Genomic DNA, 12,945 nt, shown 5'->3' with positions numbered 1-12,945 from the left:
TGCAATCTTTTTTTAGATTGATGTGTCTTTGCTAACGCGCCGGCCAATCTAAAAAAAGGATTTCCACTACTATCAGGGCTAAAAAAATACAACTATGATTAACAAAAAAGTAAATTCCGTTCAAGAAGCACTTCAAGGTGTTGAAAATAATATGACCATCATGCTTGGTGGCTTTGGCCTTTGCGGTATTCCAGAAAATAGTATCGCTGAATTAGTAAAAAAAGATGTTCAAAACCTAACTTGTATTTCCAATAATGCAGGGGTTGATGATTTTGGTCTTGGATTGCTTTTGCAGAAAAAGCAAATCAAAAAAATGATTTCTTCCTATGTTGGAGAAAACGCTGAGTTCGAACGTCAAATGCTTTCCGGAGAATTAGATGTTGAGTTAACTCCGCAAGGAACTTTAGCTGAGAAATGTCGCGCTGCACAAGCCGGAATTCCAGCATTCTTCACTCCAGCAGGTTTTGGAACTGAAGTCGCCGAAGGAAAAGAAAGCCGCGAATTCAACGGAAAAATGCACATCATGGAATTGGCTTATAAAGCGGACTTTTCTATCGTAAAAGCATGGAAAGGTGATGAAGCTGGGAATCTTATTTTCAAAGGAACAGCGCGTAACTTCAATGCTTGCATGGCCGGTGCCGGAAAAGTTACCATTGCTGAAGTAGAAGAATTATTACCTGTTGGTTCGTTAAATCCAAATGAAATTCACATTCCCGGGATTATGGTACAACGCATATTCAAAGGGGAAAAATTTGAAAAAAGGATTGAGCAACGTACCACTAGAAAAAAGTAATCAGTGTTTAGTGTTCAGTGAAAAACTTAATGAACCTTAATTCCGTAATGGTTTAAAAAAAAAATTATGTTAGGAAAAGAAGAAATCGCAAAACGAATAGCACAAGAAATTCAAGACCGTTATTACGTAAACCTTGGAATCGGAATTCCAACTTTGGTAGCCAACTATGTTCGCAGTGATATTTCAGTTGAATTTCAAAGTGAAAATGGTGTGCTCGGAATGGGCCCATTTCCGTTTGAAGGGGAAGAAGATGCCGATATTATCAACGCAGGAAAGCAAACTATAACCACTTTGCCGGGAGCCAGTTTCTTTGATTCGGCTTTTAGTTTTGGAATGATTCGAAGTCAAAAAGTAGATTTAACGATTCTTGGCGCAATGGAAGTTGCGGAAAACGGTGATATTGCCAACTGGAAAATTCCGGGTAAAATGGTAAAAGGAATGGGTGGCGCGATGGATTTAGTAGCTTCTGCTGAAAACATTATTGTTGCCATGATGCACGTAAACAAAGCCGGCGAAAGCAAAATCCTAAAAAGATGCACTTTGCCTTTAACAGGCGTTGGTTGTGTGAAAAAAGTCGTAACCGAATTGGCTGTTTTAGAAATAACCCCAAAAGGTTTCAAATTACTAGAACGTGCTCCAGGCGTTTCTGTAGAACACATTATAGCTTCCACTGAAGCCGATTTAATTATTGAAGGTGAAATTCCAGAAATGGTTATTGATTAATAGTACTTTAAAATGTACTAAAATCATTAATTTATATCTATACTTCTGCAGTTGCGGCATTATCATTTAATAGTATCTTTACATTAAACACACTGCTATGAAAAAATTGATGATGTTGTTTTTTGTCTTTAACTTCGCTAATGGCATAGCACAGAATGCCGCAGATGTTGACACTTCTTTTGGTGAAATTCCAGGGTTTAACAGCATCATTTATGCAATGGCCAAACAGCCAGACGGAAAGATTCTTGTTGGTGGAAATTTTACAAAATATAAAGGAAAAGTTTGTAATTATTTTGTCCGGCTTCTTGCAAACGGAGATGTTGACCCAAATTTTATTCTCGAAACCAGCTTTTGGTACAAAGTAAATTCTATAGCAATTCAACCTGATGGGAAAATACTGGTTGGTGGCGGATATTCCACCCTTGTTGCTGGTTTGAAAGATGGTGTAATTCGGTTAAATAGTGATGGAAGTACTGATTATACTTTTAGCACAATAAGTGAATTTTCAGGCATTACAGGCGTAAACACTATTCTTATTCAAACAGACGGTAAAATTATTTTAACAGGAAGTTTTTCTACCTATAATTCCATAAGTAGAAAATATATTGTGAGAATTAATTCAGATGGTAGCTTAGACTCTACATTTGATCCGGGTACTGGATTTAATAATCTCGTTACAGATGTTGCACTTCAGACAGACGGTAAAATCATGGCCGTTGGCAACTTTGATAATTATAATGGATACACAAGAAATAGAATAATTAGACTTAATTCTGATGGTTCTGTTGATTTAACATTTTCTATTGGCGTTGGTTTTGGAACAGGTACTCCTAATGCCGTCATAATTCAACCTGATGGAAAAATTGTTATTGCAGGTAATTTTTCAACCTATAAAAATGTAACTCAAAACAACATCGTTCGGTTATCAACAACTGGAGATGTAGATACTTCTTTAAATATCGGAACAGGTTTTTCATACGAGGGTTATTTCGTTACTATTAATGATATAGCCATGGACAGCGCGGGTAATTTTATTATTGGTGGTGCATTTTCAAAATACAATAATATCTCGAAAACAAATTGCGTTAAAATAGGTCCAACTGGCCTATTAGACAATTCATTTACTATTATAGGAGCGCCAAGAATAAATGTTCTATTACTTCAAAATGATCAAAAAGTAATTTTAACCTCAAGTACTCCTAGTAATTCAAGTTATATCTACAATTACATTTCTAGATTCAATGCTAATAGTTCAGTTGATTACACTTTTGACTATGGATCAGGATTTAATAATCCATATGGTTATAGTAGTACAGTAAGTGCAATTCAACCAGATGGGAAAATTATTGTTGGTGGCAATTTTTCTTTATACAAATTACACACCGAACTTGGATTAATAAGATTAAATGCTGATGGGACTAAAGACCCTGCATTTAATGTTAGCTATTTGGATTATTGTCAAATTAGTAAATTATTATTGCAACCCAATGGAAAGATTATCGCTTTGGGAACTTTTCGTTATGCAGGTAGTACTGGAGGATATTTTACTTTTATACGATTTAACACCAACGGCAGTCAGGACATGACCTTCTCTCCTTCTTTCTACGGTAGTGAGATAACTTTACAAGCAGACGGAAAAATTTTAGTTTGTAACGGGAATCAAATAAAACGTCTAAATAGCAATGGAACAATTGACGCCACTTTTAATATTGGGACTGGTTTTTCTGGAAATGTTAGATACGCAGCGATTCAACCCGATGGTAAAATTATAGCGGTTGGAGATTTTACTCTTTTTAACGGTGAGCAATATCAAAGAATTGTTCGTTTATTATCGAACGGGAGCGTAGATACAACTTTCAATGTCGGGGAAGGATTTAATAATTCTACCTGGACTGTATCCTTTCAACCCGATGGGAAGATTTTAGTTGGTGGCGATTTTGGTTCTTATAATCTTATTTCATCGTGGGGAATTGTACGAATTAATACCGATGGAAGTTGTGACACAAGCTTTAATTCAGGTTTCAACATAAATACAGTAAATAGCATCGTAGTTCAATCTGACGGAAAAATAATTGCCGGAGGTTACAGAAGTTATTTTGTCAATGATTATTTAAAAAATCTGGTGCGTTTTAATCCTGATGGAAGTGTTGACACAACTTTTGATATTGGAACTGGATTTGATATGGGAAACAATAATAGTTATATCTCAAAATTAAACCTCCAGTCTGATGGCAAAATTCTTATCAGCGGAAGTTTTGAAAATTACAAATCGGTTGGTTCCTCTACTCTAATAAGATTAAATGGTGGGGATTCCACCTTGTCAAACCAAAATTTCACTACTGATAAATTAGTTTTGTATCCAAATCCAACTCATGATTACATCCACCTAAACATTCCTGGCAATCTTGACGATTTTGATTACGAGATTGCAGATTTAGCCGGAAAAAAACTAATCGGCAACAAAAATGCCAAAAACACCGCTATTGATGTCCAAGCTCTTTCTTCAGGAATTTATGTTATTAAAGTAAAAGCGCAGGATAAAGAATATGTTACAAAGTTTGCAAAAGACTAGTTAAATTTTATTCCCCGAGAGATAGTCCAATAAAACTTCAGAAGCGTTTCCGAAAGTATTGCCTTGTTTTGTGATATTCACGGCTCGCTTTTTATTCAGTTTATACATTAAATCATATTCGGTGGTGAACAATATTGCTGACATAAATGGGTTGTTGATATAAGAACCCAATTTCTCTCGAGCTTCATCAATAGTATGGATCTCAATTTGCTCTTCCTGCTGGAATTTGTATTTCAATTCCATTTTCAAAACAGCATCTTCTATAATCGGACGAACATAAATGTTCATCAAGTCGGTATTCCCAATGGTTTTGGCTAAGGTTAATTTGGCGAACGTTCCATCAGCTAAACTAGTTTTAACGTTGGTATAAAAATCGGAAAATGTTTCTGTGAATGACATTTGAAATTGTATTAAAATTTTAAAAAAACCAAGTTGCGACAAAAATTGCTGTAATCACGCAGATTAAATCCACCAAAAGCATCGTTCCTAAGGCATAACGTGTGTTCTTTATATTTACGGAACCAAAGTAAACGGCAATCACATAAAAAGTACTTTCGGCACTACATTGAAAAATACTACTCAGTCTTGCTGTTAAGGAATCGGCCCCAAACGTATTCATTGAATCAATTAAAAATCCTCTGGATCCCGCAGAACTAAAAGGACGAAGCATCGCTACTGGTAAGGCATCCGTAATTTGTTTATTCACACCCATATTCGAAAAAAAGAATGCTATCCATTCACTAATAATTTCAAATAACCCACTATTTCTAAATAAAGAAATAGCAACCAGCATTCCCATAACATAAGGAAAAATAGTAACTCCTGTTTTTACACCATTATTTGCTCCCACTACAAATGCATCAAAAACGGTAGTTTTAGCTTCGGAAAATTTCTTCTCATGCAGGAATGAAAATATCAAGGTAAAAGCAATAATTCCAATCAGTATCAAAGCAGATAAATTTGTAGTGAAATAGTTTTTACCAATTAAATCCAACTGATTTACATACATCAACATTCCAATAATTCCAGCTATTAACGCCATCAGTACGGCAACCAAAGAAGCACTTTTAAAATTAATTTTTTGTTTAACTCCAACAATTAAAAAAGCGGCAATGGTACCGATAAAAGAAGTAATGATACAGGGCAACATTACATCAGCCGGGTTGCTTGCTCCAGCAGCTGCGCGGTATCCGATAATTGAAGTAGCAATTAATGTAAGACCAGAAGCATGTAAACACATGAACATAATCTGTGCATCACTTGCCTTGTCTTTGTCGGGATTTATTTCCTGCAAACTTTCCATAGCCTTAAGTCCAAATGGAGTTGCTGCAGAGTCTAATCCTAAGAAATTAGCAGCAAAGTTTAAGGTCATATAGGATATAGAGGGATGATTTTTAGGAATACTTGGAAACACTTTTACAAAAACGGGACTCAGAACTTTCGCTAATTTTCCAGAAGCTCCAGAAATTATTAGCAATTCCATTAATCCACAAAAGAAAGCTAAATAAGCAATTAAGGGAATAATTAAATCAAGTAAGCTATTTTTACATGTTGGCAACAATCCATCCGACTTTTGGACGCCAGAATAAATTTTAACAGTCTTTGCTTTATAAACATATGTGGTATCTGCATTGAGTGAATCTCTGTTGATAATCATCGTCTGTTGAGGAGCATTTTTAATACTATCCATAACGAATTTTGGTACTTGCTCCAAATATTTTTCAGAAATTAAAATAGGATCGTCTTTCTTTCCATTCAAAACATTATCAATGGTATAGCTATTTCCAACAAACAAACTGAATAAAACAAATGCTATAGAAGAAACAAAAATAGCCAGCCAAAATCTACTTAAAACCATGAGTTGTTTTTTTGTAAATATAACATTTATCAATTTTGAAATAAAACATTGAGGTCAAATTTTATTTGTCTCATTTATAAAATCTTAAACAATGGTTAATTATTGTGATAATTTGACAATAAAACATAAAAAATATCTCAGGATTTATATATTTGCTAACTTTTATTTACATACAATATATTTTTATTAAAATTATGAAAAAGAATTTCCTATTTGTGCTTTCTGTTCTTTTTGTAGTTAGTTCAATTTCTGGACAAACTAAGGATGATATTAGAAAAATTACTAGTGGTTATGACTTGGCGCTTTTAAAACAAAAAGAAACTTTTTACAAAAAAAGAGCCCGTATAGAAAAAGAAAAAGCAGTGGCTGCTGCCCTAGCGAAAGGTTGGCCCATCCTCACAGTGAAAGAAGATGGAAGTATTTCTGAATTAATGAAACTTTCGCCGGATGGTTTTCCTATTTATTACTCAACCGAAAATGTTAATGCCGCTAAATCAACAAGAGCGAATCATTTAAACACTGGCGGTTCACTTGGACTAAACTTAAACGGTCAAGGAATGACAGCCCGCGTTTGGGATGGTGGAAACGTAAGAACAACACACAATGCTTTTGGTGGAAGAGCTACCGTAGTAGACGATCCTACTAACACTACAACTGTTGCTCATGCTACACATGTTACTGGGACAATGATTGCTGGACCTTCTCCAGCGTCGGTGAAAGGAATGGCCTTTCAGGCGAACGCAAGAACGTTCAATTGGACTGATGATGAATCTGAAGCAATCTCTGAAATACAAGACGGAATGCTACTTTCTAATCACTCGTATGGTGTTCCAATTACCAGCAACGGAACCACTTTGCCCTCATGGATCATTGGCTCTTATACCTATGATGCATATGCTTGGGATGATATTGCGTATAATGCGCCTTATTATCTTGCCGTGATGTCGGCAGGAAATGATGGTAATAATGAAAATAATACTGAACCTCTTGGGTTTGGATTAGACAAACTTGTAGCCAATAAAACAGCCAAAAATATTTTAGTTGTAGCAAGCTGTGAAGATGCCCCAGTGGCGGCTGACGGGTCAGTAAATGTATCAAACATAACTATCAGTTCTTTTAGTAGTCAAGGACCGACTGATGATTACAGAATAAAACCAGACATTACTGGAAATGGATCTAGTGTAACTTCTACGAGTAATACAACTAACTCGGCTACAACAACAATGTCTGGAACTTCGATGGCTTCTCCAAACGTGGCTGGAACTTTAATTTTACTACAACAGCACTATAAAAATGTAACCAATAATTTTATGCGCGCTGCAACTTTAAAAGGTCTGGCATGTAACACGGCTGATGACGCTGGAAATGTTGGCCCTGATCCTAATTTCGGATGGGGATTGTTAAATGCTAAAAAAGCAGCTGAAACGATAACAAACAATGGATTGTCTTCATGGGTTTCAGAAGAAAATTTAAGTAATAATCAGATTTTTACCATGACTGTTAATTCTCCTGGTGGAATTCCTTTATTAGCATCCATTTCTTGGACGGATCTTCCTGGTCAGCCCAATGGTGGTGACTTAGCTGCAAATGATCCAACGCCAGCCTTAGTAAATGATTTAGACATTCGAGTAACTAAAGTCTCAAATTCAACAACTTATTTTCCGTGGAAATTAACTGCTGATCTTACTTCTGGTGCTATACGAAATGAAGATAATAACGTAGATAATATTGAACAAGTAAAAATCGACAATCCAACTGCAGGGCAATATATTATTACGGTAAGACACAAAAGAAATCTTGTATCAGGTAGCCAAAAGTATTCTTTAGTAATAACAGGTTTAACCTCAGCATTTGCCATTACTCCAAATTCTGATGATTTAATAGTTTGTGCTAATCAAAATGCCACTTATACATTTAACTATACGCAGTCGGGAGCGGGAACAACAACATTTTCTGCTGTGGATCTACCAACTGGCGCTACTGCTACGTTTTCTCCTGCAACAATGTCAGCAAGCGGTGCTGTTACAATGATAGTATCGGGTTTAACCAACGTGATTCCTAACGAATATTTTATCGGGATTAAAGGCACAAGTTCATCGGATACAGAAACAAGGTATAGATCGTTAAGAGTCTTTAATTCAACTTTTGATTCTGTAGCTTTACAAACTCCAACTGATGGACAATCAGGCGTGTCAACTTCAGCTAATTTACTTTGGGATGAGATGCCAAATGCATTGAGTTACACTGTACAAATTTCTGAATCTCCTGTTTTTACGAGCTTTGTAACAAATCAGATTGTTTACGGAACTACAATTTATATCTCGGGTTTAAACCAAAGTTCACGTTATTATTGGAGAGTGATCCCATCAAATAATTGTGGAAACGGTAATGCTACAAGTGCTGCCGTTAATACGTTTTCAACTGGTATTTTGATATGTGATCAAACTTTCACAGCAACTGATTTTTCTGACGCAACAATCGCATCAGTATCCAATTCTGGCGCAAGCGTTCCATTAACAATCACGGGCGGTTATTCTATTGGTGATATAAATGTAAACATGAACATTACGCATACTTACGTTCAAGATATGACCATAACTTTGGAAGGTCCAGCCTCAATAGGTAGTCCAATTATAACTTTATTACAAGAACCTTGCGGCGATAATGACAATATTAACTGTACTATGGATGATGATGGCACTGCTCCTGCATGTGTCGGTGCTCCTGCTATTACGGGAAATATCGCTCCTATTGACACTTTAAGTTCGTTAAACACCTTACTTGCTGATGGCCAATGGATATTACGAGTTGACGATCCTTATAATGGTGATGGTGGAACTATAAATTCATTCAGCATTAATTTATGCAGAGTGCAAAATGTGCTGAGCGTAACTAAAAACCCAATCTTAGAGAGCAGCATTTACCCAAATCCAACGAAAGGAATTGTTAATGTTGCTATTCCTGGATTAACTGAAACTGCGACTATAAAACTATATGACTTGCAAGGAAGACAAATTCTTTCAGTGGAAACCAATCAAGTTACTACTTCGTTCGGTATTGAAAATCTTCAGGATGGCATCTATTTAGTAAATATTGAAAACGAACAAGGTTCTGTTTCTAAAAAGATTGTATTAAGAAGGTAAATGAATTTAAAAAAAGTAAAATGCCTTCTCGTTCTAGGATGAGAAGGCATTTTTTTATACATGTATAATCTCATCGTCTACCAATAAATCTTCTCTTCGCAAACGCAGAAAGATTTGAGCCACTGCAATCACATCTTTTTCGCAGTAAATTACAATGCGGTCAATATCTTTTTCTACATAAAAAACATGAGCTACTTGACTTCCGTCGATGTCGCCTTTTGGAGAGGGAATTCCCAAAATTTTAGTTAATAATTTTAACGAAGTATAGTGTTTATAATCTCCGAATTTCCATAATTCTAAAGTATCCAAATGTGGAATTTCCCAAGGTTTTTTACCAAATAAATTTAACTTACTCGGAATCGCTATTTGGTTGATAATCATTCTTCTTGCGATAAACGGAATATCAAATTCCTTAGCATTATGACCGCACAAAACATGTTGTGTCTGATTAAAATGTGCCTCTAATAAGTTAGAAAAATCCTTTAAAATCTTTTTCTCTTCTCCGAAAAAAGACGTTACTCGAAAATTTCTAATATCACTTTTATTGGAAAAATAACCGACCGAAATACAAACAATCTTTCCGAACTCGGCCCAGATTCCAGCACGGTCGTAGAATTCTTCAGGAGTAAATTCATCGCGTCTCTGGTATTGGGTTTTTTGCTCCCAAAGTTGTTTCATATCACCATCAAGAATATTGAAATTTTCTTCTTCTGGAACGGTTTCAATATCCAGAAAAAGAATGTTATTAAGATTTATCTTTTCTATCATTTTGCTAAATTTAAGAAATTACCGACTTAAAAGTAAACAATCTAAATTAAATATGAAAGAAAAAGTTTAAAAAAGTGATTGTTGCTTAGCTGGACATTCGTGTTCTAACAACCATTTCTTGCGCCATAAACCACCGGCATAACCTGTCAACGAACCATCTGTTCCAATTACACGATGACACGGAACCACAATCCAAAGCGGATTTTTTCCGTTGGCGGAAGCCACAGTCCGTATGGCTTTTACATCGCCTAGTTTTTTGGATAAATCGAGATACGAGATGGTTTTACCAAATGGAATGTTCAACAATTCTTGCCAAACTTTTTGCTGAAAATCGGTTCCATCCGGATTTAGTTTGAAAGTGAAATCCATTCGTTGTCCATCAAAATATTGTTGGAGTTGAGGAACGCATTCTTTAAGTTCATTCGGAATTTTTTTAGAAATTTCTCCTTCGCTTAAAATAGAAATTTCTGAAATCCCCTGTTCATCGCCAACAATTTTGGTGATTCCGAGTGACGACTCTATAAAAGCACTATGCATTAGCGTTCTGTTGGTTTTATTAGATATACTTTTTGAATGACTTCTTGATGAACATTCGTTGGTAAATCCCGACCGTTACAATCTTGCCTTCTCAATTCTGAAGCCATATCTTTAAGCCTTTCTGCTCTACTTGCATCGTTTGTCCAACTGTAATTTTGCGGTAATAAATTAATTTTATACGCATCAGGAAAATTTTCATATTCTAATTTTCCTAGCATTTCAATACTAGAGACAACAATTGTATCTGTTTGGGTTGGTGTAAAAAGTGTTTCCGGAATATTGTCTTTTGCACGTTTAAAAGTAGATTTTGTTTGTGAAAATCCCAACATTACAGTTCCAGCTAAAAAAAATGCCGTAAAAATATTTTTTGATTTCATAACTGATTGTATTTCTATAAAGATAAGACATTAAATAGTCCTATAAAAATGACGGTTTTTACTTTGAAAAACTATAAATATAATCTTCTAATGCTTGTAATTGTTCGTCGCTCATACTTTTGGTGATGGCGAAATTCGTTTTCATAATGTCATATTGACTTGGATCAACAATGGGCTCACTTTTCTCCTGAAGAAACAAAACAATACTTCCATTTTTCTCTTTGTAAATTTTAGCTATTTCCTCCAAACTTGGTCCAATTATTTTTTGATCGGGTTTGTGACACGCTGTGCAATTGCCTTCGCCTTCAAAAAGTTCTTTTCCAGAAACTTTTACGGCTGAGGCGTCAACTGTTTGTTCTTCCTTTTCTTTAGTGTCATTTTTACAGGAAATAGAAACTAAAAATACCAATACTAAAAGTGCTTTTTTCATCATTACCAACCTGTATATTTTGGAGGTTTTACTCCATTTAAATTCAAATATACTAAAATTTGACCGCGATGATGTGTGACATGATCTTGCAATAAATTCAAAATTTGATAGCGCGTTTTTGGGCCAGCAAAGAAATCTACGTTTTCGTTTAACTTTTTTGGATCTGTTTTATTGATTATCTCATAAACGGCATCAAATGATTTTTCAAGTTCGGCAATAATTTCAGCTTTTGATAATTTTTGGTCTACCTCTTTTTCTTTTTTTGGAGAATTTGTAAAATAAGTAGAACTCAACCAATCCATATTAGCTTTAATGTGAAGCAATTGTTTTCCAAAAGTCATTTCTCTTTCAGTGGGTTTGAAATCGTATTTATCTTCGGGCATGGCTTGTCCAACTTCAATTAAATAGTCTTTAGAATTTTTCCATTTTTCTAGAAATGTTGGAATTATTTCTTGTGCAAAAATCATATTTACAGTTATTAAAGAACATAGTAGAATTAATTTTTTCATGTGAATATGTGTTGAATTTTAGTAAAATACCTAGCCCAGATAGAAATGGAAATCCTGACATTGCGATGCAAATATTTGATGAGATTACTTCGTTCCTCGCAATGACAGATTGTAATGGATAGCTGGAAATAGCTCCTAATCCTTCGACTGCGCTCAGGATGATTTTATTTATTTAATAAAATTGCTGCTTCTTTAGCAAAATAAGTTGAAATTAGGCTTGCTCCAGCTCTTTTAATGCACATTAATTGTTCCATCATAATTTTGTCGTGATCGAGCCAACCTCTTTCGGCAGCGGCTTTAACCATGGCATATTCGCCTGAAACATGGAAAACGGTTACCGGAACATTCACGGCGTTTTTTACTTCGCGAACAATGTCTAAATAGGCAATTCCAGGTTTTACCATGACCATATCGGCACCTTCTTCGACATCCATTAAGGCTTCTTTGATGGCTTCGAGACGATTAGCATAATCCATTTGGTATGTTTTTTTGTCTTTTGGCACTTCGACGTCGGCCTCTCTTGGCGCACTGTCTAAAGCATCGCGAAAAGGTCCGTAAAATGCGGACGCGTATTTGGCAGAATAACTCATGATTCCCACATTTTGGAAACCTGCAGCATCCAAACCTTGGCGTAAACGCAAAACACGTCCGTCCATCATGTCGCTTGGTGCTACAAAATCGGCTCCAGCTTGTGCATGAGAAACGGCCATTTTTACTAAGGCTTCATTAGTTGAATCGTTTTCTACATCGCCATTTGCAATTATTCCATCGTGGCCGTAAAGTGAATAGGGATCGAGAGCTACATCTGGCATAACAATCATTTCTGGACAAGCAGCTTTAATTGCTTTGATGGCACGTTGCATTAATCCGTCTGAGTTCCAAGCTTCTTTTCCGGTGTTGTCTTTTAAGCTTTCATCGACTTTTACGTAAATGTTTACGGCGCGAATTCCTAAATCGAATAATTCTTTAACTTCTAAAACGGTTAAATCAATCGACCGACGGAAAATTCCGGGCATGGATGAAATTTCTACTTTGTAGTTTTCGCCTTCTGCAATGAACATTGGAAACATAAAGTCACTTGGACTTAATGTGGTTTCGCGCACTAAACTTCTTATGGATTCGTTGACGCGTAAACGTCTGCCTCTTTGTAATGGGAACATATTTTTTATTTTTGAACCATTAAGATATTAAGATTTATTAAGCGTTTGACTTAATTTTTCTTAATATCTTACTGG

12 protein-coding genes are annotated in these 12,945 nt (G+C 35.5%); 4 read left to right on the top strand and 8 right to left on the bottom strand.

The features are described 5' to 3' along the window. Positions 1-94: 94 nt before the first annotated feature. From PSU83_RS10135 to PSU83_RS10125, 3 genes are all read left to right on the top strand, one after another. Positions 95-793: a CoA transferase subunit A gene (locus tag PSU83_RS10135; protein ID WP_300589305.1), complete on the top strand. Its 699-nt coding sequence runs from the start codon at positions 95-97 to the stop codon at positions 791-793. Between the two features lie 66 nt (positions 794-859). Further along, positions 860-1,516, top strand: coding sequence for a 3-oxoacid CoA-transferase subunit B (locus PSU83_RS10130; protein WP_300589303.1), 657 nt, complete (start codon positions 860-862; stop codon positions 1,514-1,516). A gap of 97 nt (positions 1,517-1,613) precedes the next feature. Continuing rightward, complete coding sequence (locus PSU83_RS10125; protein ID WP_300589302.1) at positions 1,614-4,088, top strand: T9SS type A sorting domain-containing protein; 2,475 nt, start codon at positions 1,614-1,616, stop codon at positions 4,086-4,088. On the opposite strand, the gene PSU83_RS10120 is transcribed toward PSU83_RS10125, so the two are convergent. Next, a complete protein-coding gene (locus tag PSU83_RS10120; protein ID WP_300589301.1) occupies positions 4,089-4,487 on the bottom strand; it encodes a hypothetical protein in 399 nt (132 codons plus the stop codon). 19 nt (positions 4,488-4,506) lie between these two features. Then, positions 4,507-5,946: a nucleoside recognition domain-containing protein gene (locus tag PSU83_RS10115; protein ID WP_300589300.1), complete on the bottom strand. Its 1,440-nt coding sequence runs from the start codon at positions 5,944-5,946 to the stop codon at positions 4,507-4,509. Between the two features lie 194 nt (positions 5,947-6,140). Between PSU83_RS10115 and PSU83_RS10110 the strand changes: the two genes are divergently transcribed. After that, positions 6,141-9,089 carry a S8 family serine peptidase gene (locus PSU83_RS10110; RefSeq protein WP_300589298.1) on the top strand — a complete coding sequence of 983 codons (2,949 nt, stop codon included), beginning with the start codon at positions 6,141-6,143 and terminating at the stop codon, positions 9,087-9,089. Positions 9,090-9,143: 54 nt separating this feature from the next. Here the strand turns inward: PSU83_RS10110 and PSU83_RS10105 are convergent, their stop codons facing one another. From PSU83_RS10105 to hemB, 6 genes are all read right to left on the bottom strand, one after another. Then, positions 9,144-9,857, bottom strand: a complete 714-nt coding sequence (locus PSU83_RS10105) for a 3'-5' exonuclease (protein WP_300589297.1) — start codon at positions 9,855-9,857, stop codon at positions 9,144-9,146. Positions 9,858-9,923: 66 nt separating this feature from the next. Then, positions 9,924-10,394, bottom strand: coding sequence for a methylated-DNA--[protein]-cysteine S-methyltransferase (locus tag PSU83_RS10100; protein WP_300589295.1), 471 nt, complete (start codon positions 10,392-10,394; stop codon positions 9,924-9,926). After that, entirely contained in the window at positions 10,394-10,771 is a 378-nt protein-coding gene (locus PSU83_RS10095; protein ID WP_300589294.1) for a hypothetical protein, read from the bottom strand. The genes PSU83_RS10100 and PSU83_RS10095 overlap by 1 nt, the downstream gene beginning before the upstream one ends. Before the next feature lie 58 nt (positions 10,772-10,829). Next, positions 10,830-11,201 carry a c-type cytochrome gene (locus PSU83_RS10090; protein ID WP_300589388.1) on the bottom strand — a complete coding sequence of 124 codons (372 nt, stop codon included), beginning with the start codon at positions 11,199-11,201 and terminating at the stop codon, positions 10,830-10,832. Positions 11,202-11,203: 2 nt separating this feature from the next. Further along, complete coding sequence (locus PSU83_RS10085) at positions 11,204-11,710, bottom strand: DinB family protein (RefSeq protein ID WP_300589293.1); 507 nt, start codon at positions 11,708-11,710, stop codon at positions 11,204-11,206. 164 nt (positions 11,711-11,874) lie between these two features. After that, a complete protein-coding gene (gene hemB / locus PSU83_RS10080; protein ID WP_300589292.1) occupies positions 11,875-12,870 on the bottom strand; it encodes a porphobilinogen synthase in 996 nt (331 codons plus the stop codon). Positions 12,871-12,945: the final 75 nt, after the last annotated feature.

The sequence above is a fragment of the Flavobacterium sp. genome, from assembly GCF_029945805.1.
Taxonomy (GTDB): domain Bacteria; phylum Bacteroidota; class Bacteroidia; order Flavobacteriales; family Flavobacteriaceae; genus Flavobacterium.
The sequence above is the reverse complement of the archived record's forward strand: the minus strand, read 5'-3'. Positions and strand labels throughout refer to the sequence as shown.